The sequence below is a fragment of the Psychromarinibacter halotolerans genome (genome assembly GCF_029168315.1).
Taxonomy (GTDB): domain Bacteria; phylum Pseudomonadota; class Alphaproteobacteria; order Rhodobacterales; family Rhodobacteraceae; genus Psychromarinibacter; species Psychromarinibacter halotolerans.
The window spans coordinates 346531-368515 of the sequence record NZ_JARGYD010000004.1; the positions used below are offsets into that span (position 1 = coordinate 346531).

At 64.9% G+C, this 21985-nt stretch carries 28 protein-coding genes; 25 read left to right on the forward strand and 3 right to left on the reverse strand.

The window, feature by feature from the left end:
* Nucleotides 1-53 precede the first annotated feature (53 nt).
* A complete protein-coding gene (locus tag P1K30_RS12770; protein ID WP_275633129.1) occupies nucleotides 54-524 on the reverse strand; it encodes an NUDIX hydrolase in 471 nt (156 codons plus the stop codon).
* A 267-nt stretch (nucleotides 525-791) separates the two neighbouring features.
* Between P1K30_RS12770 and P1K30_RS12775 the strand changes: the two genes are divergently transcribed.
* Entirely contained in the window at nucleotides 792-959 is a 168-nt protein-coding gene (locus P1K30_RS12775; RefSeq protein WP_275633130.1) for a hypothetical protein, read from the forward strand.
* 120 nt (nucleotides 960-1079) lie between these two features.
* Here the strand turns inward: P1K30_RS12775 and P1K30_RS12780 are convergent, their stop codons facing one another.
* Entirely contained in the window at nucleotides 1080-1898 is an 819-nt protein-coding gene (locus P1K30_RS12780) for a sulfotransferase family protein (RefSeq protein ID WP_275633131.1), read from the reverse strand.
* 148 nt (nucleotides 1899-2046) lie between these two features.
* Between P1K30_RS12780 and P1K30_RS12785 the strand changes: the two genes are divergently transcribed.
* The 4 genes from P1K30_RS12785 (at nucleotide 2047) to P1K30_RS12800 (ending at nucleotide 5183) form a co-directional block, all read left to right on the forward strand.
* Nucleotides 2047-3624, forward strand: a complete 1578-nt coding sequence (locus P1K30_RS12785) for a DUF5928 domain-containing protein (protein ID WP_275633132.1) — start codon at nucleotides 2047-2049, stop codon at nucleotides 3622-3624.
* A gap of 7 nt (nucleotides 3625-3631) precedes the next feature.
* Nucleotides 3632-4000, forward strand: coding sequence for a histidine triad nucleotide-binding protein (locus tag P1K30_RS12790; protein WP_275633133.1), 369 nt, complete (start codon nucleotides 3632-3634; stop codon nucleotides 3998-4000).
* A 102-nt stretch (nucleotides 4001-4102) separates the two neighbouring features.
* Nucleotides 4103-4855, forward strand: a complete 753-nt coding sequence (locus P1K30_RS12795) for a hypothetical protein (RefSeq protein ID WP_275633134.1) — start codon at nucleotides 4103-4105, stop codon at nucleotides 4853-4855.
* Between the two features lie 145 nt (nucleotides 4856-5000).
* Nucleotides 5001-5183 carry a zinc-finger domain-containing protein gene (locus P1K30_RS12800; protein WP_275633135.1) on the forward strand — a complete coding sequence of 61 codons (183 nt, stop codon included), beginning with the start codon at nucleotides 5001-5003 and terminating at the stop codon, nucleotides 5181-5183.
* A 114-nt stretch (nucleotides 5184-5297) separates the two neighbouring features.
* Here the strand turns inward: P1K30_RS12800 and P1K30_RS12805 are convergent, their stop codons facing one another.
* Nucleotides 5298-5561 carry a YjhX family toxin gene (locus P1K30_RS12805; RefSeq protein WP_275633136.1) on the reverse strand — a complete coding sequence of 88 codons (264 nt, stop codon included), beginning with the start codon at nucleotides 5559-5561 and terminating at the stop codon, nucleotides 5298-5300.
* A gap of 305 nt (nucleotides 5562-5866) precedes the next feature.
* Here P1K30_RS12805 and trhA point away from each other — a divergent pair, with 305 nt between their 5' ends.
* The 20 genes from trhA (at nucleotide 5867) to P1K30_RS12905 (ending at nucleotide 21902) form a co-directional block, all read left to right on the forward strand.
* Entirely contained in the window at nucleotides 5867-6514 is a 648-nt protein-coding gene (trhA, locus tag P1K30_RS12810) for a PAQR family membrane homeostasis protein TrhA (RefSeq protein ID WP_275633137.1), read from the forward strand.
* Between the two features lie 47 nt (nucleotides 6515-6561).
* On the forward strand, nucleotides 6562-7773 hold the full coding sequence (locus P1K30_RS12815; protein ID WP_275633138.1) for a DegT/DnrJ/EryC1/StrS family aminotransferase: 1212 nt from the start codon (nucleotides 6562-6564) through the stop codon (nucleotides 7771-7773).
* 180 nt (nucleotides 7774-7953) lie between these two features.
* Nucleotides 7954-8616, forward strand: coding sequence for a DUF1236 domain-containing protein (locus P1K30_RS12820; protein ID WP_275633139.1), 663 nt, complete (start codon nucleotides 7954-7956; stop codon nucleotides 8614-8616).
* 245 nt (nucleotides 8617-8861) lie between these two features.
* Nucleotides 8862-10019: an acyl-CoA dehydrogenase family protein gene (locus P1K30_RS12825; protein ID WP_275633140.1), complete on the forward strand. Its 1158-nt coding sequence runs from the start codon at nucleotides 8862-8864 to the stop codon at nucleotides 10017-10019.
* A gap of 51 nt (nucleotides 10020-10070) precedes the next feature.
* Nucleotides 10071-10886, forward strand: a complete 816-nt coding sequence (locus P1K30_RS12830) for an EcsC family protein (RefSeq protein WP_275633141.1) — start codon at nucleotides 10071-10073, stop codon at nucleotides 10884-10886.
* 98 nt (nucleotides 10887-10984) lie between these two features.
* Nucleotides 10985-11692 carry a hypothetical protein gene (locus tag P1K30_RS12835; protein WP_275633142.1) on the forward strand — a complete coding sequence of 236 codons (708 nt, stop codon included), beginning with the start codon at nucleotides 10985-10987 and terminating at the stop codon, nucleotides 11690-11692.
* The gene (locus tag P1K30_RS12840) at nucleotides 11689-12669 is read left to right on the forward strand and encodes an NAD(P)H-dependent flavin oxidoreductase (protein ID WP_338052363.1); all 981 of its coding nucleotides are present in this window, start codon (nucleotides 11689-11691) and stop codon (nucleotides 12667-12669) included. The genes P1K30_RS12835 and P1K30_RS12840 overlap by 4 nt, the downstream gene beginning before the upstream one ends.
* A 106-nt stretch (nucleotides 12670-12775) precedes the next feature.
* Nucleotides 12776-13444 carry a glutathione S-transferase family protein gene (locus P1K30_RS12845; protein ID WP_275633143.1) on the forward strand — a complete coding sequence of 223 codons (669 nt, stop codon included), beginning with the start codon at nucleotides 12776-12778 and terminating at the stop codon, nucleotides 13442-13444.
* A gap of 259 nt (nucleotides 13445-13703) precedes the next feature.
* Nucleotides 13704-14069, forward strand: coding sequence for an NADH-quinone oxidoreductase subunit A (locus P1K30_RS12850; RefSeq protein WP_275633144.1), 366 nt, complete (start codon nucleotides 13704-13706; stop codon nucleotides 14067-14069).
* Nucleotides 14060-14593 (forward strand): NuoB/complex I 20 kDa subunit family protein, encoded by a 534-nt coding sequence (locus P1K30_RS12855; protein WP_275633145.1) that lies wholly within the window; start codon nucleotides 14060-14062, stop codon nucleotides 14591-14593. The genes P1K30_RS12850 and P1K30_RS12855 overlap by 10 nt, the downstream gene beginning before the upstream one ends.
* Nucleotides 14594-14596: 3 nt before the next feature.
* Nucleotides 14597-15202, forward strand: coding sequence for an NADH-quinone oxidoreductase subunit C (locus P1K30_RS12860; protein ID WP_275633146.1), 606 nt, complete (start codon nucleotides 14597-14599; stop codon nucleotides 15200-15202).
* The gene (locus P1K30_RS12865; protein ID WP_275633147.1) at nucleotides 15199-16440 is read left to right on the forward strand and encodes an NADH-quinone oxidoreductase subunit D; all 1242 of its coding nucleotides are present in this window, start codon (nucleotides 15199-15201) and stop codon (nucleotides 16438-16440) included. The genes P1K30_RS12860 and P1K30_RS12865 overlap by 4 nt, the downstream gene beginning before the upstream one ends.
* Nucleotides 16440-16592 (forward strand): hypothetical protein, encoded by a 153-nt coding sequence (locus P1K30_RS12870; protein ID WP_275633148.1) that lies wholly within the window; start codon nucleotides 16440-16442, stop codon nucleotides 16590-16592. The genes P1K30_RS12865 and P1K30_RS12870 overlap by 1 nt, the downstream gene beginning before the upstream one ends.
* Nucleotides 16589-17257, forward strand: coding sequence for a hypothetical protein (locus P1K30_RS12875; RefSeq protein ID WP_275633149.1), 669 nt, complete (start codon nucleotides 16589-16591; stop codon nucleotides 17255-17257). Before P1K30_RS12870 ends, P1K30_RS12875 begins: the two co-directional genes overlap by 4 nt.
* A gap of 9 nt (nucleotides 17258-17266) precedes the next feature.
* Complete coding sequence (locus P1K30_RS12880; protein ID WP_275633150.1) at nucleotides 17267-18514, forward strand: NADH-quinone oxidoreductase subunit E; 1248 nt, start codon at nucleotides 17267-17269, stop codon at nucleotides 18512-18514.
* Between the two features lie 38 nt (nucleotides 18515-18552).
* Entirely contained in the window at nucleotides 18553-19335 is a 783-nt protein-coding gene (locus P1K30_RS12885) for a hypothetical protein (RefSeq protein ID WP_275633151.1), read from the forward strand.
* A gap of 8 nt (nucleotides 19336-19343) precedes the next feature.
* On the forward strand, nucleotides 19344-19574 hold the full coding sequence (locus P1K30_RS12890) for a DUF5337 family protein (protein WP_275633152.1): 231 nt from the start codon (nucleotides 19344-19346) through the stop codon (nucleotides 19572-19574).
* Between the two features lie 6 nt (nucleotides 19575-19580).
* Nucleotides 19581-20876, forward strand: coding sequence for an NADH-quinone oxidoreductase subunit NuoF (nuoF, locus tag P1K30_RS12895; RefSeq protein WP_275633153.1), 1296 nt, complete (start codon nucleotides 19581-19583; stop codon nucleotides 20874-20876).
* A gap of 2 nt (nucleotides 20877-20878) precedes the next feature.
* Nucleotides 20879-21295 (forward strand): hypothetical protein, encoded by a 417-nt coding sequence (locus P1K30_RS12900; protein WP_275633154.1) that lies wholly within the window; start codon nucleotides 20879-20881, stop codon nucleotides 21293-21295.
* Nucleotides 21296-21491: 196 nt separating this feature from the next.
* Complete coding sequence (locus P1K30_RS12905) at nucleotides 21492-21902, forward strand: DUF5333 domain-containing protein (protein WP_275633155.1); 411 nt, start codon at nucleotides 21492-21494, stop codon at nucleotides 21900-21902.
* The last annotated feature ends 83 nt before the right edge of the window (nucleotides 21903-21985 follow it).

Consider the following 21985-nt stretch of genomic DNA (forward strand, 5'->3'; position numbering starts at 1 on the left):
TATGACGGGGCGCCGGATTACGGTGGAAGGACGAGAATGACAAGCCCGGGTGGTCAGGCGAACCGTTCGCGGAAGGTTGTCAGAACCTCGGCGATACCGGGATCGTCCGCGCGCGCGATGGCATCGTCCAGCGAGGTCCACAAAACCTCGCGCCGGTCGGATTCCGGGAAGTCTTCGGACAGCCGCGTCACTTCCGCCGGATAGATGTGGATCACGCAGGGCACTTCCAGCCCATTGTCGAACCGCTTCGTCGTCTCATAACTGCCGACGGGTTCGCGTTCGACCTGCGCTTCGCGCACGCCCGCCTCTTCCCAGGCCTCCTGCATCGCGGTCTCGGCGCCGTCCATGCCGTCGATCGGCCAGCCCTTCGGAAGCAGCCAGCGTCCGCGCGAACTTTGCACAAGAAGCACGCTGATCCCGTCCGGGACGCGCCGGTAGCACAGCGCGCCGAACTGGACGTCCACCGGACGTCGGATTGTGGGCGCAATCACGTTGCGCCACGTTTTGCGTGCGAATTCCATCATGCTCTTACCTGCCGGTCTTTCTTTTTTGTATATATGTCCGAGATACAATTTTCAATGAAGGCTGGCAAGGGACGCTACGGAAAGCCTGTCCGGCGGGCTGCAACCTATTGATCCCGACGCATTATGCCGTGCATTTGATTAACTATGCGTTAAATTGGCACTGTTCCAAGTTGCTTCACTTATTATATCTCCACCCGTCGACCGGGGCGATCAACCGCCCCTCGCATTCGCCATAATTCCGGTGCGAAGCCCAGGGAAAGAAAATAGATGCCGAACGAAAGGGAACTTCCAGTGACCGTCCGTCTGTCCGCGCCCGTTCTCGCGGCGCTGACGCAATACACGCGGGATCATCCAGAGCCGGGACTCAGCCGCCCGCAGGCCGTCCGTGCCGCGCTGATCGAACTGCTGCGCGAAAAGGGTTATCTGGGCGACTGACCGTCTTTCATGGTGGCGTCGCTCGCCAAGATCGCGCCGTCGCAAGACAGCCCCTGCACCCGATCGAGCGCCGAAAAGACCGTGCTCCAGCCGTCGCCACGCAGGCCCGTTTCTATCGCCTCAGTCGCCCAGCTTCTTGTGAACCTCGTCCAGATCGATCTCGCCCACGGGCATCTTGTTCGACGGATCTTCGAAATCGTATTTGAAGACCTCGAAATCGCGTTTGTACATCTCATAAACGAGGTGCATCGACAGGTCGTCGAAGTAATCCGCGACCGGATGCGCGCGTTTTGGGCCGTGTCCTTCGGATTCGTTGAACCGGGGGATGGACGCCAGATCGACAGGATGCGCCACCTCGACCGCGTCCAGCACCGATTGCATCCCTTCGTTGAATGTCTCGGTAAAGAAGATGTTGTCGTAGGTGCCGCCGTTCACGATGAAGGTCGAGACATGGCCTGACATCGCGGACCAGTGGATGTCGGGGTCCATCGGACGGCGCCAGCGGATGGTGTCGCGCGCGAACAGAAGAAACCGCCGGAAGCTTCGGATCTGATCGAATTCCTGCTTGCCGTCGTCGCCTCCGACGTCGATCCCGTATTTCTGGATCAGCAGCGGCACAAGGTTGCCCCGATACCGGCGGCCATTTCGCTGGATGCCGCAGATCTTGTCGAAGAACGACGACAGAATGCGCGTGTACGGGTTGCGCACGCAGGTGAAGGAATAGCTTGCGTGCTTCAGCACGTTCGCCTCGATCTTCGGCTGACTGGCGTCCTGCGCCCATTTGTGCAGGCCTTCGGTCGAGTCATGAATGTCGCCGTCGAAGAACCGCCCGTGGTCCGAATAGTACATGATCTGCCCGATGGTCGAGCAGGCGCACTTGGGAACGACCCGATAGACCATGCTTTCGCTTTCGGTCATCCAGGTCCCTGGAAACCCCATATTTTCCGCCTCCTGCTGCCGGGTGGATCGTCCGCTGCCCACCCTGGCCGTGTCGCGTTAGAAAAGAGCAAACCCGGGCTGTCTTTTCAATGGGTGTTCACGATATGAAGGCTGCCAACAGCCGGGCAGCAGGCAGACCGTTTCCGAAATGGCAAAAATCGCGTTCATCCTCCTGTGTCACAAGGACCCCGCGTCGGTGATCGCGCAGGCGGAACGGCTGACCGCGCGCGGCGACTATATTTCGATCCATTTCGACGGCCGCGCTTCGAAAGAGCATTACGACACGATCCGCGCCGCGCTGAAGGACAACCCTTCGGTCGCCTTCGCGGCGCGCCGGATGAAATGCGGCTGGGGCGAGTGGAGCCTTGTCGAGGCGACGTTGCAAGCGGTGATGGCGGCGGTCGAGAAGTTCCCGCGGGCCACGCATTTCTACATGCTGTCGGGCGACTGCATGTCGATCAAGTCCGCCGCCTATGCCCACGCTTTTCTGGACGCCGAAGACGTCGACTATATCGAAAGTTTCGATTTCTTCGAAAGCGACTGGATCAAGACCGGGATGAAAGGGGACCGGCTGCACTATCGGCACTGGTTCAACGAACGGAAGAACAAGTTCCTGTTCTACGCCAGCCACAAGGTGCAGAAGAAGCTGCGCCTGTCGCGGCAGGTTCCGTCCGACGTGCAGGTGATGATCGGCTCGCAATGGTGGTGCCTGCGGCGGCGCACGATCGAATGGATTCTCGACTTCATTCAGGCGCGGCCGGACGTGATACGGTTCTTCCGCACGACATGGATCCCGGACGAGACGTTCTTCCAGACGCTGGTGCCGCACCTTGTGCCGCAGTCCGAAATCCGCACCCGCACGCTGACCTTCCTGATGTTCACCGACTACGGGATGCCGGTCACCTTCTATAATGATCACTACGACCTGCTGCTGTCGCAGGACTATCTGTTCGCCCGCAAGATCAGCCCCGGCGCGCTGGAACTGAAGGAACGCCTTGGCCAGCTGTATGCCAGCGACGAGGCGACGTTCCAGATCTCGAACGAGGGGCGCAGCCTGTTCAGCTTCGTGGTCGGCCGGGGCAGGGTGGGGCGCCGGTACAGCCCGAGGTTCTGGGAAACGGAATCGACGCTGGGCCGCGAGCGCGAGCTGATGATCGTCGTGTGCAAGAAATGGCACGTCGCCAAGCGCATCCTCGACCGCATCCGCACGGTCACCGGCATTCCCTGTGTCGAATACTTGTTCAACGAAGACAGTTGCCCGCTGCCGGACCTTGGCGGCATCCAGTCGACGGTCGAGAAACGGACGCGGCACCGGCGCTCGCTGATGCGGATGCTGTTCGATTACCACGACAGCGACCGGCTGGTGATGTGCCTCGACCCAAGCGCCATCGACCTGATGCGCGATTTCTACTCGGACCGCTCGGGCACCAAGATGCTGGAAATCCTGTGCGATTTCTCGGACGAGTACCTTGTCGGCCATGCCAAGCGCGTGGGCCTTGCCGGTGATCGAACGCCGCCCGACACGCTGGAGGAACTGCTGCCGACGATCCGGGCGGATTTCGTCTATGAAAGCGACCAGATCCGCGACGCCGGGTTCGAGCATGTCTATCGCCTGCGCGAAAGCGGCTCGCCCGACGACAACCTGCTGGCCCTTGCGCGGTTTCTTGATATCCCCGAGAACAGGGCGCGCGAGATCGCGGAAACCGGCTATCTCTTCGTAGATTGAGGGACCTATGGGCTACCAGTACGACGACCAGAACATCTTTGCGAAGATCCTTCGGGGCGAGATCCCGAACAACACCGTGATGGAAACCGAGCACTGTCTCGCCTTCCACGACATCGCGCCGCAGGCGCCGACGCATGTGCTGGTGATCCCGAAGGGGCCCTACGTGACCTTCGACCACTTCGCGCAAGAGGCGTCGGATGCCGAGATCGTCGATTACGTCCGTACCGTGGGCAAGATCTGCGCCGACCTCGGGCTGGAGGCGGACGGCTGGCGCCTGATCTCGAACGCCGGTGCGGATGCGGTGCAGGAAGTGCCGCACCTGCATGTCCATATCCTTGCAGGGCGTGGGCTGGGGCGGATGCTGGAAAAGGCGTAGCCTCGCCTTGTCGCGTTAGATGGGGTGAAACCCCATCCTACGCGCCGTGCGAGTGTGCCAAGTGGCTGATCGGCTTGACGGAGTCGTGCCTGCCGTTCCTAATTGGGGACGGGCGCGTGGGGCGCCGGATGGGGGCTGGTCGTGGACTATGTCGAGGCGCGCGAGGAGATCGTTGACAACTTTTACCGGGTAAGGCGGGCGCTGGGCGTCTTGGGTCTGCTGTTGCCCGTCATACTGTTGATCCTCGGGATCGCCTTTGACGAGGCAGAGCCGTCGATCAGCGATTATTACCACACGCTCAGCCGGGATGTGTTCGTCGGCATCCTGACGGCGATCGGGGTTTTCCTGATCTGCTACACGGGGTTCCGACGCGACGATACCGAGCGTTTCTCGGACGATCTGGTCACCACGCTGGCGGGGGTCGCGGCGCTGGCGGCGGCGTTCATTCCGAACCGGGGAACGCTGAATACCTCGCTGGAGCCACAGGCGCTGACCCAGCATCTGTTCGGTGTCGTCCTATGCGACGCGGCCCACCATCTTGCGGCCTTGGTATTCCTGCTAAGCATGGCCTACCTGTGCTATTTCAAGTTCGCCCGCACCGCCAATCCGGGCAGGCGCGCCGTCTACGTCGCCTGCGCGTGGCTGATCCTTGCGGCCACGGTGGCGACCATCGTCGCTGCCGGTCTTCGCAAGATCGGCACGCCCGAGCAGTCCGCCTTCGTGATCGAACACCAGCTGGTGTTCTGGTTCGAGGCCGTGGGCGTCTGGGCCTTCTCGCTCAGCTGGCTGGTGAAGGGACGCGCGGACCGCGCGATCATCCGCACCGCGCGCGAGGCTGTCGCCAAAGAGGGGTGACGCCAGCGCGCACAGGCGCATGACACCGGGGTAAGTGGCGCGTCTCCTGCGTCAGATCAGCCGATCCCGTGTGAAGACGCTTGCCCAAGCGCCCGCGATCGCTAGTATCTTGTCGGCGAAACCGCCAGATGAACGAGCACCTGCCATGACCATCGAAGCGCCCGAAACGGAAACCGTCCACACCACCCGCGTTGCCTGTGATGGCGGCGAAGGCGCGCTGGGCCATCCCCGCGTGTGGTTGTCGATCTCGCCGGAAAAGGGCTGGGTCGAATGCGGCTATTGCGACAAGCGGTACGTCCTTGCCGAGGACGCGAAGGACGCGCACTAGCGGTCTGTTGCGGCGGCGGTGTCTTCCGCAAGCTCCTGTTATAAAAATCCTTTCCTAAAAATGCGGTAGAATGCCCCGCGCGCGGCGGGACATTCGGTTTTCATCCGCGTCCGGTCATCCGGTGCGGTTGTCGGGCTGGGCGCGCACCGAACGGCGGCCCCGGTCCGAGATCCGGTAGGGCCCGGAGTTGCGCGACTCGATCAGCCGCTTTCGCTTCAGTTTCCTGACGATCTCCAGATTGCAGTCCGAAAGAACCGAGCCGTCATGCGTAAAGCAGTCGACATCGGTCAGGCGACCGTTGGAGGCGCGTTCGAAGCGGATCAATCCGCCCTGAGCCAGCACGTGCAGCACGCGCTGTTCGATTTTAGAGATATTCATAGGTTGGCCTGTGCGTGAACCATGCAGATACGGGGCGCCGACGACCTGCGGCCGCGCCCCCGTGTGCGTGATCCCCTTGCCGTGTGCGGCAGGGATCAGTGGTTCGTGACAAGCTCCAACATCTACAATTCCTCGTAAGGATGTGACCGGCACCTAGGGGGGCGGTGTCCCCTGCGTCAAGGGTGTGCGGCATTTCGTGACGCCGCGGCGCGAACACTGTGTCTGCGGGATCGTTACTTCGCATATGTCCGCCCAAGGTTTAGGGTTGGATCATGACACGAGTCCCGGACATAGCGGGTCGTCCCATGGCCGACGACTGCCCGGTCTATTCGCGTCCCGAGTTGATCAGCGATGCGGTGGTGCATATCGCGGCGCTGGTGCTGGCGATGGGCGCGGTGCCGGTGCTGATCACGCTGACCGCCGTGTGGCACGGCGCGGCGCCTAGTGTGCTGGGCGTTTCGCTGTACGGCGCGACGCTGATCGTGATGTTGGGCGCTTCGCTGGCCTATAACCATATCCCGAGGCCGGACTGGAAACGCTTGCTGCTCAAGCTGGACCAGTCGGCGATCTACATGAAGATCGCGGGCACCTATACGCCGTTTTCGCTGATGAGCGGCGCGGGCCGGGGTCTGCTTGCGGCGATCTGGGCGGTGGCGGTCATCGCCTCGGTCTGCAATTTCGTGCTGCCGCGCCGCCCGGCGCTGCTGGGCATCGGCATCTGCCTTGCGATGGGCTGGGCGGTGGTCGTGGGCGGGCAGGACCTGATCGCGGAACTGCCGACCTCGGTCATCGTGCTGATGGTGGTCGGCGGGGCGCTGTATTCACTGGGCACCTTCTTCCTGATGTGGGACCGGCTGCGGTTTCATAACACGATCTGGCACGTCTTCGTCGTCGCCGCGTCGGTTGTGTTCTTCGTCGCGATCTTCATGCACTCGGCGCATAGCGCCATCTGACCGGCGCCCGATTGACGCCGACTGGGGCGCGCCGCAATGTGCGCCGCATGGACGAGAGATTCACGGGCAGCTTCACCCAGCAGGAACCGATCCCCGACGACGGCATCGCGGCGGCGGTCGAGGTCATGCGTCACGGGCGGTTGCACCGCTATAACCTTGCCGGCGACGAAAAGGGCGAGGCCGCCCTGCTGGAACAGGACTTTGCCGCCTTCACAGGCGCGAAGTACTGCCTTGCCGTCACCTCGGGCGGTTACGCGATGGCCTGCGCCTTGCGGGCGGTTGGCGTCGCGCCGGGCGACAAGGTGCTGTCGAACGCCTTCACGCTGGCCCCGGTGCCGGGGGCGATCGCCAATGTGGGTGCGGTGCCGGTCTTCGTCGAGGTGACCGAGGGGCTGGTTCTGGACCTTGATGACCTGCGGGCGAAGATCGCCGAAAGCGGCGCGCGTTACCTGCTGCTCAGCCACATGCGGGGCCATATCTGCGACATGGACGCGCTGATGGCGATCTGCGACGGCGCTGGGGTCACCGTGATCGAGGATTGTGCCCACACGATGGGCGCGGCGTGGGACGGGGTGCCGTCGGGGCGCCACGGCAAGGCCGCGTGTTATTCGACGCAGACCTACAAGCACATGAATTCCGGCGAGGGTGGGTTTCTGATCACCGACGACGCCGACGTCATGGCGCGGGCGGTGATGCTGTCGGGGTCCTACATGCTGTTCGGCCGCCACCTGGCCGCACCCGGACCCGAGGCGTTCGCCGATGCGCGGTACGAGACGCCGAACATGTCGGGGCGGATGGACAACCTAAGGGCGGCAATCCTGCGGTCGCAGCTGCCTCGGCTGGCTGAACAATGCGCCCGGTGGAACGAGCGTTATTTCGAAATCGAGAACGGACTGAGGGACACGCCGGGCCTGACGGTCATCGAACGTCCGGACCGTGAAACCCCGGTCGGATCATCCATCCAGTTCCTGCTTCGGGACTGGTCCGCCGACGACGTTCTGGCGGTGGTTTCGCGGTGCGCCGAACGGGGGGTGGAACTGAAGTGGTTCGGCGCCGCCGAGCCGGTGGCCTTCACGTCGCGATATGACAGCTGGCGTTATGCGAAACCGCAACATCTGCCCGCGACGGACAGGGTTCTGGCAGGGCTCATGGATATGCGGATTCCGCTGACCTTTTCGCGGGAAGACTGCGCGCTGATTGCCAGCATCATCCGGCAGGAAGTGACCCGTCAGTTCCAGTCGGTTTCGGCCGCCGTCTGACACGCGCTCCGGCGGAAAACCGCCAACTTTCAGCCTGTTGTCGAATCTTTTCCGAAACCTTTTCCGCGGTCGCCGGGTTGTTGGGGCAGCCGGGCGGATGAGGTGTCCGCCCCCCGCTTCCCGATCAACGGCCATCGAGCCGAAGGGCGGCAGGGTAGTGAAAAACGAAGGAGAAGACTGATGTTCAACAAGGCCATTCTCGGCGTTTCCGCCACCGCGATGATGATCGCCACCGGTGCCTCTGCGCAAACGATGGCGACCGCCGCCACGGACCTGAACCTGCGTGCGGGTCCCGGCCCGAACTACGCGATCAACAACGTGATCGACGCCGAAGCCGACGTCACCGTTCTGGGCTGCCTTGAAGCGAGCAACTGGTGCGAGGTGTCCTACAACGGCGAGCAGGGCTGGGCCTATGGCGACTACCTTGCCACGCAACTGGACGGCGAGTACGTGGCCGTTTACCCGAACATGCAGGCCACCGAAACGACCGTCGTCACCTATGACGAGACCGCCCGCGAAGAAGGTGCGCTGGCGCTGGGCTCGATCGGCGCCGGTGTGGGTGCCCTGGCCATCGGCGGCCCGGCTGCCATCGTTGGCGGTCTGATCGTCGGTGCGGCGACCGGCGCGACCCTGTCGCCGGAAGAAAAGACCGTGACCTACATCCAGCAGAACCCGGTGGAGCCGGTGTTCGTGAACGGCGAGGTCGTGATGGGCGCCACGGTGCCCGGCGAAGTCACCGCCTATCAGGTGCCGGACGCGGACTATGAGTACATCAACCTGAACGGCCGTTACGTGCTGGTGCAGCCGGACAGCCGCGAGATCGTGTATATCGCCGATTTCTGATCGACGCGACACGCGCGACGGAAGGGCCCGGGCAGCTTTGCCCGGGCTTTTTCGGTTTGAGGGGGACGGTGTGGGGGCTCTGCCCCCGTCGCTTCGCGACTCCCCCGAGGTATTTGGAAAGAGAAGAAGCAGGCCCGGTGTCGACGCCGGGAAGGGAAGGGCGGCGGCAGGCAAGTCACGGCGGTGGACAGGCGCGCCGCCGCGTGGTGCAGTGCCGGACAGGCAGGCTTTTGGGAGGAATGGCCATGTTCGACGGGTCCATGCGCTTTGACCTTGGCGAGGACGTGAATGCGCTGCGCGAGGTGGTGCATCGCTGGGCGCAGGAGCGGGTAAAGCCGATGGCCGCGCAGATCGACGCGGACAATGACTTTCCCGCCGCGCTATGGCGCGAGATGGGCGAGTTGGGCCTTCTGGGCATCACGGTGGACGAAGAGTTTGGCGGGGCCGGGATGGGTTATCTTGCCCACGTGGTCGCGGTGGAAGAAATCGCGCGGGCCTCGGCCTCGGTCGCTTTGTCCTACGGGGCGCATTCCAACCTGTGCGTGAACCAGATCCGGCTGAACGGCACGCAGGCGCAGAAGGAGGCCTATCTGCCGGGGCTGGTGTCGGGCGCGAAAGTCGGCGCGCTGGCGATGTCCGAGGCCGGGGCCGGGTCGGATGTCGTGTCGATGGCGCTGCGCGCAGACAAGCACAACGATCATTTCCGCCTGAACGGGACGAAGTACTGGATCACCAACGGCCCGGATGCGGACGTGCTGGTGGTGTATGCCAAAAGCGATCCGGACGCGGGCGCGAAGGGCATCACCGCTTTCCTTGTCGAGAAGGACATGGCCGGGTTTTCCACCAGCGCGCATTTCGACAAGCTGGGGATGCGCGGGTCGAACACGGCCGAACTGGTGTTCGAGGATTGCGAGGTGCCGTTCGGGAACGTGCTGGGGCAGGAGGGCGAAGGGGTCAAGGTGCTGATGTCGGGGCTGGATTACGAGCGCGTCGTGTTGTCGGGCATCGGCACCGGCATCATGGCCGCATGCCTTGACGAGGTCATGCCCTACATGCGCGAGCGCAAGCAGTTCGGTCGGCCCGTCGGAAGCTTTCAGCTGATGCAGGGGAAGATCGCCGACATGTACACCGCGATGAATTCGGCGCGGGCCTATGTCTATGAAGTGGCGCGGGCCTGCGACCGTGGCGAGGCGACGCGGCAGGACGCGGCGGCCTGCGTGCTTTATGCTTCGGAAGAGGCGATGAAACAGGCGCATCAGGCGGTGCAGGCGATGGGCGGCGCGGGGTTCCTGAACGACAGCCCGGTGTCGCGGATCTTCCGGGATGCCAAGCTGATGGAGATCGGCGCGGGAACCAGCGAGATCCGCCGCATGTTGATCGGGCGCGAGCTGATGGCCATCTAAAGGGCAGACGCATGGAGGTGCGGCCATGATCGGTGAACAGAGGGCGGCAGCATGACGGACCAGCGGAAACCGCCGGCGGGGCCGGGCGGCATCCCCGAGGCGGTGCGGCAGGCGATCGACGCGCAGCGCGAGTTTGAAAAGCGCCGGGCCACCCGGCTGGGGCGCGGGGCCGAGCGGTTGACGGCGCCGGTCAGCGGCGTGATTGGCCGGATGATCCCGGCGGGAGTCGTGCGGCATGCGCTGCGGCAGGCGGATCGGGCGGCGGGCCTGACGATCCCGGGCGAGTTGAAACGGCACGACACCGACGACATCCTTGCCTGCGACCGCGCCGCGTTGCGGGTGCAGTCGTGGTCGCAGGGCGGCAGCGCTGCCACCGGCGGCGCCGCCGGGTGGTTCGGCGCGGCTGGCCTTGCGGTCGACGTGCCCGCCACCGTGGCGCTGTCAGCGCGCTGCGTGCGCGCGACCGGCGCCGCCTATGGGTTTTATGGCGACGACGAGGGAGAGCGGGCCTTCCGGCTGATGGTGCTGGAGGTCGCGACCTCTATGGCGAGCGAGAACCGCGAGCAGGCGGTGGACGGGTTGAACGCCTTGGCGCGCGAACTGTCCTCGCCCGAGGCGAAGATCCTGCTGGAGAAGGGTGGCAAGTGGGTGACCGACAAGCTGATCGAGCGGGTCGCCCGGCAGCTTGGCCTGTCTTTGGCCGCCCGCAAGGCCGGGCAGATCGTTCCCATCGTCGGCGGCCTTGTCGCGGCGACGGTCAATGCCTCGTTCCAGGCCGATGTGGCGCGGGCCGCGCGGTATGCCTATCGGCAACGCTGGCTGATGGCGCGGCGGATGCTGCCGCCGCCCGAGTCGGCCTCGGCCTGACACGGGTTGCCGTGGTGCGGATCGCGACGGCGGATCCCGCCTTGCACTCGATCGTCCTAAGGTAGAGGCTGGGGCCGAATGGGCCCCGGGAGGACGGAATGAGCGGCGGCAAGGGACCTTCGGGTCCGGCAGGCAAGACGTGGGAACACAGCCGATACAAGGACTGGCGCCCCGACTACCGTACCGCGCCGTCGCAGGCGTCTGGCGGTGGTGGCGGGCGCGGGTCGCGGCCGCCGCGGCGGCGTTCGGTCGTGGGCCGGTTGCTGCGGTTTGTCATCGCTGTGGCCGTGATCCTTGGGCTGGCTGGGCCGGGCGCGGATTTTGCCAACGGTCTTGCCAAGGCGCCCGAGGGCGGTTGCGCCGTGCGCGTGGTGCTTGATGCCGGTCGGCTGGTCACCGCCTGCCCGGATGGCGCGGCCTTGCCGGAAACGGTGGCGGGTTACGATGCGCCGTCGATGCTGGCGCCGGGCTGCTGGGCCGAGTTCAGCTCTGCTTTCGTTGCCAGTCTCGAGTTACGCAAGCTGTTGTTCGCGGCGGACGTGGTGGAGTTGCGGGGGCCGGGATCGGTGGTGCCGGTTGCCGATGCGCCGCCGGAGGACGACGCCGCCGAAACCGATGAAGACTTGCCCGCAGATGTTGCCGATACGTCCGGCGAGGAGGCGCCCGAAGCCGCTGAGGCGGCGCCAGCACCCGAGCCCGTGCCTGCGGGACGCCTGCGCGTAGTGGCGGACGGCAACGACGTGGCATCCGCGATGCTGAGCGCTGGAATCGTGCAGCCCGTCGGCGAAGGAGCATGGTGCGAGTGATCGAGACGCGACTGACCCGGCGGTTCGGCCTTGAAACGCCAATTGTGTTGGCCCCGATGGCGAAGGTCGCCGGGGGCAGGCTGGCCGCGGCGGTGGCTGGTGCCGGTGGCATGGGGCTGATCGGCGGGTCTTATTGCGACGCCGCGTGGATAGACGACCAGTTTGCCAAGGCGGGAAACGCCACGGTTGGCTGCGGCTTCATCACGTGGGCCTTGTCGGATGCGCTGAAGACCGCGCCGGACCTGCTGGACCGGGTGCTGGACCGAAGCCCGACGGCGGTTTTCCTCAGCTTCGGGGATCCGATGCCCTTCGCGGACAAGATCCATGCGGCGGGTGTGCCGATGATCGTGCAGGTTCAGACGCTGCGCGATGCCCGGCGCGCCGCCGAGGCCGGGGCCGAGGTGATCGTGGCGCAGGGCGCCGAGGCGGGCGGTCACGGCGAGAAACGCGCGACCATGACGCTGGTTCCCGAGATTGCCGACTGGCTGGCGAAGAACGCGCCGGACACCCTGCTGTTGGCGGCGGGTGGTATTGCGGATGGACGCGGGCTTGCCGCCGCGCTGATGCTGGGCGCCGACGGTGTGGTTGTGGGCTCGCGCCTGTGGGCCACGCGCGAGGCGCTGGTGCATCCGTCGATGCTGGCGGCGGCGGTGGAGGCCACGGGCGACGACACGATCCGCACGTCCGTGATGGACGTCGCGCGGCGGCTGCCGTGGCCGGGACGCTATTCCTGCCGGGTGCTGAAGAACCCGTTCACCGACCGCTGGCACGATGACCTGGACGGTCTTGTCGCCGCCGCGGACACGGTCGCGCCGCAGTGGGTCGCGGCGTGGGAGGCTGGCGACGTCTCTGTCGCCAATACCTTCGTGGGCGAGGCGACGGGGATGATCGGTTCAGTCCAGCCTGCCGCCGACATCGTCGCGGCGATGACCCGCGAGGCTGAAACGCTGCTGGGCGGCGGTTGGCGGCGCGATTGACCCTTGCCTTGCGCCGCGTGCGCCACAATCTACCGAAGGGGTCGGCCCATCAGGGTGCGGCCGCCCGGCCTTGATAGATCCCGACTGATCCCGAAGGAGAGCACGGATGATCCGGTTGCACCATTGTCACCAGACACGCTCGATGCGCAGCTTGTGGCTGCTGAATGAACTTGGCGTGGACTTCGAACTGGTGGTCTACCCGTTCGACCGCACCCTGCGGTCGCCCGAGTACCGCACCCTGAACCCCGCCGGCCGTGTTCCCGCGCTGGAGATCGACGGCGACGTCATGTTCGAAAGCGGTGCGATTGCCGAATATCTGTGCGAACGGTTCCCCGAGGCCGGGCTTGGCCGTCCGGTCGGCGCGCTGGACCGGGCCGAGTATCTGACATGGCTGCACTTTGCTGAAACGGTCAGCCAGCATACCGCCGCGCTGACCCAGCAGCATGTCGCGCTGTACGACGACTCGATGCGGTCGCCTGTCGTCATGAAGCTGGAGAAGATGCGGCTTGAGAAATGCTATGCCGCCATCGAAGGCCGGTTGTCGACGCCGGTGGAAAACCGCGATCACCTGCTGACCGGAGGCTTCTCTGCTGCGGATATCGGGGTGGGGCAGGCGGTTTACATGGGGCGGCATTTCGCCCGGACGGACGATTTCCCCGAACTGACCCGCTGGTACGAACGCCTTGCCGAACGCCCCGCGTTTCAGGCGGCACTGCCTCCCGTCGGGGTGGACCTGCTGTACGAGAGGGACTTCTACGAACCGTGGGAGGCCTAGCGCCGGAACCCGCACCGCCGCCGATTGCGCGCCGGGGATGTGGCCCGACGGGCCGCGAAAGACGGCATGGGCGTCGCGGCAAGCACGTCGGGTGCGGCGCTTAAGCCCTTGGAAACCCCCGGCGGCGCAGGCTAGGGAGGGGATGACAGAATCCCCGCTTCTCACAAACGGGTCATCCGGCTGTCGGTTGACCCTTCGGGGGGGCGGGTTTATGGCTGTGCTGCAAGTGCACTTGCCCGCCATGTGAAGGAGCCAGTACGTGCAATCTCTCGCTACAGAGTACCTTCCGATCCTCCTTTTCATCGCCGTGGCCGTCGGGCTGGGGCTGGTCCTGATCCTGTCCGCGGCCCTGCTGGCCGTCAGGAACCCGGATCCTGAAAAGGTGTCGGCCTATGAATGTGGTTTCAACGCCTTCGACGACGCCCGCATGAAATTCGACGTGCGGTTCTACCTCGTCTCGATCCTGTTCATCATCTTCGACCTCGAAGTCGCGTTCCTGTTCCCATGGGCCGTGTCGTTCAACGGGATGTCGGACACGGCGTTCTGGTCGATGATGGTCTTTCTTGGCGTGCTGACGGTGGGCTTCGCCTACGAGTGGAAGAAGGGAGCCCTGGAATGGGAGTAAGCACCGCGCTGAACGACGCCGGGGGCGACCGCGAGGTTGCGACTCAGGCGCTGAACCGCGAGCTGCAGGATAAGGGCTTTCTGCTGACCTCGACCGAGGACATCATCAACTGGGCGCGCACCGGCTCGCTGCACTGGATGACCTTCGGGCTTGCCTGCTGCGCCGTCGAGATGATGCAGACCTCGATGCCGCGCTATGACATCGAACGCTTCGGCACCGCGCCGCGCGCCAGTCCGCGCCAGTCGGACCTGATGATCGTCGCGGGCACGCTGACCAACAAGATGGCCCCCGCGCTGCGCAAGGTCTACGACCAGATGCCGGAACCGCGTTATGTGATCTCGATGGGATCCTGCGCCAATGGCGGCGGCTACTATCACTACAGCTATTCGGTGGTGCGCGGCTGCGACCGGATCGTGCCGGTGGATGTCTACGTGCCCGGCTGCCCGCCGACGGCCGAGGCGCTGCTGTACGGGATCCTCGCGTTGCAGCGCAAGATCCGCCGCACCGGAACGATCGCGAGGTAAGCCATGTCGGATGCGTTGAAGGAACTGGGCCAGCATATCGAGCTGAAGCGCCCCGATTGCGTACTGGGATGGAACGTCGCCTTCGGTGAACTGAACGTCGAGGTCTCGCTGTCCTCGATCGTCAGCTTCGTCGAATTCCTGAAGAACGACCAAACCTGCCGGTTCTCGACCTTGGTGGACATCACCGCCATCGACTACCCCGAGCGCGAGGCGCGGTTCGACCTCGTCTATCACTTCCTGTCGATGTACCAGAACCAGCGCATCCGCATCCGCGCGGCCGTGCGCGAGGACGAGAAAGCCGCCTCGATCGTCGAAGTCTACCCCGCCGCGAACTGGTTCGAGCGCGAGGTGTTCGACATGTACGGCATCCTGTTCACCGGGCACCCGGACCTGCGGCGCCTGCTGACCGACTACGGCTTTCGCGGTCACCCGCTGCGCAAGGATTTCCCGACCACCGGCTATGTCGAGGTCCGCTACGACGAGGCCGAGAAGCGCGTGGTCTACGAGCCGGTGAAGCTGGTGCAGGAATACCGGCAGTTCGATTTCATGTCCCCGTGGGAAGGCGCGAACTATATCCTTCCGGGTGACGAGAAGGAGGCCGCGAAATGATGGACGGCACCGTTCCCCACAAGTACGACGACGGGTCTGTCGACACCCAGACGGGCGAACAGAAGATCCGCAACTTCAACATCAACTTCGGCCCGCAACACCCTGCGGCACACGGCGTTCTTCGTCTGGTGCTGGAACTTGACGGCGAGATCGTCGAGCGTGTGGACCCGCATATCGGCCTGCTGCACCGTGGCACCGAGAAGCTGATGGAAAGCCGCACTTACCTGCAGAACCTGCCGTACCTGGATCGTCTCGACTATGTCGCGCCGATGAACCAGGAACACGCTTGGTGCATGGCGATCGAAAAGCTGACCGGCACCGTCGTGCCGCGCCGCGCCAGCCTGATCCGGGTGCTGTTCTCGGAAATCGGGCGCATCCTGAACCACCTTCTGAACGTGACCACGCAGGCGATGGACGTCGGTGCGCTGACGCCGCCGCTGTGGGGCTTTACCGCCCGCGAAGAGCTGATGGTGTTCTACGAACGTGCCTGCGGCGCCCGCCTGCACGCGGCCTATTTCCGCCCCGGCGGCGTCCACCAGGACCTGCCGCCCGAATTGCTGGCGGATATCGACGCGTGGTGTGATCCGTTCGAGAAGCTGCTGGACGACATCGACGGCCTGCTGACCGAGAACCGGATCTTCAAGCAGCGCAACGCGGACATCGGCATCATCACCGAACAGGATGTTCTTGATTGGGGCTATTCCGGCGTCATGGTGCGCGGGTCGGGTCTTGCATGGGACCTGCGCCGTAGCCAGCCCTACGAATGCTACGACGAATTCGAATTCGGCATTCCCGTCGGCAAGAACGGCGATTGCTATGACCGCTATCTGGTCCGGATGCAGGAGATGCGCGAAAGCGTGAAGATCATCCGGCAAGCGATCGAGAAGTTGTCGGCGCCGGAAGGGCAGGGCGACGTGCTGGCGCGCGGCAAGCTGACCCCGCCTAAACGGGGCGACATGAAACAGTCGATGGAAGCCCTGATCCACCACTTCAAGCTGTACACCGAAGGGTTCCACGTCCCGGCTGGCGAAGCCTACGCCGCGGTCGAGGCGCCGAAGGGCGAGTTCGGCGTGTACATCGTGTCGGACGGCACCAACAAGCCGTACAAGGCCAAGCTGCGCGCGCCGGGCTACCTGCACCTGCAGTCGATGGACTACGTGGCCAGCGGCCACCAGCTTGCGGACGTCGCGGCGATCATCGGTACGATGGATATCGTGTTCGGCGAGGTCGACCGCTGATGACGGTGACGGTTCTGGTGTTGCTGCTGGCGCTATTGCCGAACAGCTTCCACGCGCCCGCGTCTGGCGCCGCTGTGATGGCCAGCCCGGTGCCGTTTCCCGGCGCCGCACCAATGGGGCTGATCGGCCTACTGGGCGGAGGCCGGGCATGAGACGGGCGGGCGCGGGGATCGCGCTGATCTGCCTGCTGTCGGCCCACGCGGCGGCTGCGGCCGATGACGCGCGGATCGAAACGCTGCGGTCCGAAATCGCGGAGATGCCCGAAACCCGGATCGAGGCGCTGTTTACCGACCTGTTTCGGGCCAGCGGTTGCGAACTGAGCATGGTCGACGAAGAGGCGACGGATCGCCGGATCATGTCGCATTTCGGCGCCGCGCTGGGCCTGTCGGTGGACGAGGCCGAGGTGCTGCATGACGATCTTCAGGATCGTATCCAGCCCGTCTCGCTTGCGATGGTCAAAGGCGGCCTGATCGACCCGGACATTCAGGCCGGCGTCGTGCGCCTGAAGGACTGCACCCCCGACATCGCCGGACATACCGTGCCCGGTGTTGGCGTGGTGACCGATGCCCAACTGGCAGACCTGGTGCGGACGCACTTCACAGAGTCGGGCTGCACCGTGGATTTCTCGGACCAGATGGCCGCGCAGGGCGACATCGTCGTTTCGGTTCTCGACGGGCTGGGCGTTGCCGATCAAGCCGCCGCTCGCGCGCCGGTCGACGTGGCGCTGGCCGGGGTGTTCGAGACGCTGGTGACGTCCGGCGAACTCACTGTTGACGAGGCGGACATGACGGTCAGCCTCTCGGACTGCAACGGATAAGGACAGACCATGCTCCGCCGTCTCTATCACGACCAACCCGAAAGCTTCGCCTTCACGCCGGCCAACCAGGCTTGGGCCGAGGGCCAGATCAGCAAGTATCCCGAAGGCCGTCAGGCGTCGGCGATCATTCCGCTGCTGTGGCGCGCGCAGGAACAGGAAGGCTGGCTGAGCCGCCCCGCGATCGAGGCGGTCGCCGAGATGCTGGACATGGCCTATATCCGCGCGCTCGAAGTGGCGACCTTCTACTTCATGTTCCAGCTGCAACCGGTTGGCAGCGTTGCGCATATTCAGGTCTGCGGCACCACGTCCTGCATGATCTGCGGCGCAGAAGACCTGATGGCCGTCTGCCGCGACAAGATTGCCGCCCAGCCGCACGCCGTGTCCGAGGACGGCAAGTTCTCGTGGGAAGAGGTCGAGTGCCTTGGCGCCTGTTCGAACGCGCCGATGGCCCAGATCGGCAAGGACTATTACGAGGATCTGACGGCCGAGAGCTTCGGCAAGATCCTTGACGAGTTCGCCGCAGGCCGCGTTCCGACGCCGGGCCCGCAGAACGGCCGCTTCTCGTCCGAGGCGAAGGGCGGGCCGAACGTGCTGACCGAGTATGCCGAGAACCGCGAGGCGCACAACGCCTCGGTCGCGCTGGCGCTTGAGATCGGCGATACCGTCAAGCGGATCGATGGGACCGAGGTGCCGCTGACCACGCCGTGGCGCCGCAACGACACCACCGACGCCGAGATCGAGGCGCAGAAGGAAGCCACCACGCATCCGCGCCCGTCCGAGGACGTCCCCGCCGACGAAACCGGCGTCGACGCGCGCGAGATTTCCAGCGACGATAGCGCGGCCAAGCCCGAATCCGACGTGTCCGGCAACGTGCCGAACACCAAGGCTCCGGGCGCGGCGACCCCGTCGGAGTCTCCTGCTGACACCGATGCAGAGGCCGATGCCGTGACCGAGGCCGCCAAGAAGGTCAAGCCCGAGGACGCGAAGCGCCCGGCAGCACTGGACGGCGCCCGCGAGGGCAAGGCGGACGATCTGAAGAAAATCAAAGGCGTAGGCCCCAAGCTCGAGTCGCTTCTGCACTCGCTGGGCTTCTACCACTACGATCAGGTCGCCAGCTGGACCGCCGAGGAAATCGCGTGGGTGGACGACAACCTCGAAGGGTTCAAAGGCCGCGTGACCCGCGACCAGTGGGTCAAGCAGGCCAAGGTGCTTGCCGCCGGGGGAGAGACAGAATTCTCGAAACGCGCTAAATACTGATCCCATGCACGCGTAACGCGACATGGGAGAGGGACGATATGGCTGACGGACGTAAAGGACTTTCTACCGAAGCGATGCTGGTGATTTCCGGCGTTGTTGGGCTGCTCGTGTTGCTGGGCCTCTGGCTGCTGGTGACCCACGCCTTCATCGGCGCGCTGCTGATGGGGCTGGTCGTCGGGGGCATGGTGTTCCTGATCCTGTACTACGGGTACGGCGGCACGACGGCGCACAGCGCCACGGCCGCCCCGGCGTCGTCCGGCACGTCCGGTCCGCAGACCGACAGCACGGGCGCCGGCACCGGCCTGAACGCGATGGCGGAAGATCCCGCGCCGTTCCGCGCCGCCCAGCCGGAGAAGACGCCAGAGCCTGCGCCAACGCCCGAAGCCGCGCCCGCGCCCGCGCCGGAGCCCGACCCCGAGCCTGCGCCGGAACCGATTTCGGCCGCGCCGGAACAGACCGTCGCCACGGCCCCGGCCGAGGCGCCACTGGACAAAAGCCCGAAGACGTCGGCGGACCCGGCGGACGAGGGAGAGGGCGAACAGCCCGAGATGATGCCGGCCCCGCGCGATGGCGGTGCGGACAACCTGAAGGAAATCAAGGGTGTAGGCCCCAAGCTGGAAGAGCTGTTGCACTCGCTTGGTGTCTATCACTTCGACCAGATCGCGGGCTGGGGACCTTCCCAGGTCGCATGGATGGACCAGAACCTGAAAGGGTTTCGTGGCCGCGTCAGCCGCGATGACTGGGTGGAACAGGCAAAGATCCTCGCCGCGGGCGGAGACACAGAGTTCTCTAGCCGCGTCGACAAGGGCGAGGTCTACTAGGAGTGACGATGACAGAGCCCACGGGCAGGCAGAAGGCGCAGGCAAGACAGTCTCGGACGGTGGCGGTGGTGATCATCGCGACGCTCGTGCTGTGGATGGGCGCCCAGTTCGCAGGGGCGCGGTTCGGGCTGACGGCCCGCACCGTCCTGCTGTTCGACCTGCTGGCGCTTGCCGCCTTTTTGTGGGCATTCATCGTGACGTATCAGATCTGGCGGAAACGCCGGGACAACGAAGGGTAACCGGACATGCTTGCCGACAAGGACCGCATCTTTACCAACCTTTACGGGATGCACGACCGCACGTTGGACGGCGCGAAGAAGCGCGGTCACTGGGACGGCACTGCGGGAATCATCCAGAAGGGCAGGGACTGGATCATCGACCAGGTGAAGGCCTCTGGCCTGCGCGGTCGGGGCGGGGCGGGTTTCCCGACCGGCCTGAAATGGTCCTTCATGCCGAAGGAAAGCGACGGTCGCCCGGCTTACCTTGTCATCAACGCGGACGAATCCGAGCCGGCGACCTGCAAGGACCGCGAGATCATGCGCCATGATCCGCACACGCTGGTCGAGGGGGCGCTGATCGCGTCCTTCGCGATGGGGGCGAACGCGGCCTATATCTACATTCGCGGCGAATACATCCGCGAGCGCGAGGCGCTGCAGGCTGCCATCGACGAGGCGTACGAAGCCGGCCTTCTGGGCGGCAACGCAGCCGGCTCGGGTTGGGATTTCGACCTGTACCTGCACCACGGCGCGGGCGCCTATATCTGCGGCGAGGAAACGGCGCTGCTGGAAAGCCTTGAAGGCCGCAAGGGGATGCCGCGCATGAAGCCGCCGTTCCCGGCGGGCGCGGGCCTGTATGGCTGCCCGACCACGGTGAACAACGTGGAATCCATCGCCGTCGTGCCGACCATCCTGCGGCGCGGGCCGGACTGGTTTTCCAGCTTTGGCCGTCCGAACAACGCGGGCACCAAGCTGATGGGCCTGACCGGGCATGTGAACACGCCCTGCGTGTTCGAGGAATCGATGTCGATGTCCGTGCGCGAGATCATCGAAACCCACGGCGGCGGCATCCGCGGCGGCTGGGACAACCTAAAGGCCATCATCCCCGGCGGCGCGTCCTGCCCGGTCCTGCCGAAAGAGGCGCTGGACGACGCGATCTTCGATTTCGACTGGATGCGCGAGAATAAGTCCAGCTTCGGCACCGGCTGCATGATCGTGATGGACCAGTCGACCGACGTGGTGAAGGCCGTGTGGCGGCTGTCGAAGTTCTTCAAGCACGAAAGCTGCGGCCAGTGCACGCCCTGCCGGGAAGGCACCGGCTGGATGATGCGCGTGATGGACCGTCTGGTGACAGGCGACGCCGAGATCGAAGAAATCGACATGCTGTTCGACGTGACCAAGCAGGTCGAGGGCCACACGATCTGCGCGCTTGGCGATGCGGCGGCCTGGCCGATCCAGGGGTTGATCCGTCACTTCCGCGAAGAGATCGAGGATCGCATCAAGGCCAAGAAAACCGGACGCGTCAGCGCGGTCGCGGCGGAGTAAGCATGACCTTCAAGACGATCAGTTCGCCCGCCGCCGGTCGCCTTGTGCGCGGCCTTGTCATCGGCTCGCTTCTTGTCGCGGTGGCTGGCTGCGGTGTTGCCCGCAATGTCGGCGGCGCGGTCGGGATCGGCAGCGCCAGCGCGCGCGGGTCCAACCGGCTAGAGGTGAACGGCGTGACCTATCGGTCGCGGCTGGACATCGACGGCGAGGCGCGGCGCGATCTGACGATCACGGTGCGGCCGTTCCGGGCCGACCCCGAAATGGCACTGGAAGCCGGGCGCTACCGCGCGACGGTCTATTGCCTGCGCCGGTTCGGCAGCTCCGAGACCGCGTGGGCCATCGGCCCCGACACACCGCTGGACCAACTTCCGATCACCGACGACTCGGTGACCTTGCGCGGATCGTGTACGGCACGCTGATTGCGTAACTTTTCGTGATCGATTGTGGGCCGGAAGGGCTGGAAAACGGCGACGTGCCGCCCAACCTTATCGTTCAAGCCCTCGTGTCTGGACCGGATGGGGGAAGTCGGGCCTAGTGATCCGACCGCCCCGTCCGAACCGGAGTGCAGGCAACGTCCTGCGGGGCGTGTGGTACGTACAGGCCCGGAGTAGACCGATGCAGAAGATCCTGAAGACAACCCTTGCCGCCGTCCTTGTCACGGCCAGCGCGGGCGCCGCGATGGCCCTGCCGCCGCTAGAGGACGATCCCCGCGTCGTGCGCGAGTTCTTCGCCGCCGCCGTGGGCGACGAGATCCGGAACAACTGCCCTTCGATCAGCGCGCGGATGTTTCGCGTTGTGGTGCGGGTGAAAGAGCTGGAAAGCTATGCCCTGAAACTGGGCTATTCGCAGGACGACATCACCGCGATGCGCAAAAGCCCGGAAGCCAAGGAAAAGCTGAAGCAAATGCGCGATGCCTACCTTGCGAAGAACGGCGTCACAGAGGGCGACGCGCAAAGCTATTGCCGGCTGGGACTGGCAGAGATCGAGAAGAACACCCTGACGGGATACCTGCTGCGCGCGAACTGACCCGCACCGCGTCCCGGGGCCGCCGCCCTTCATCACATTTTCTTAAGCGACCGGCCGCCCGCATGACGCGAGGCGGCCGAGTC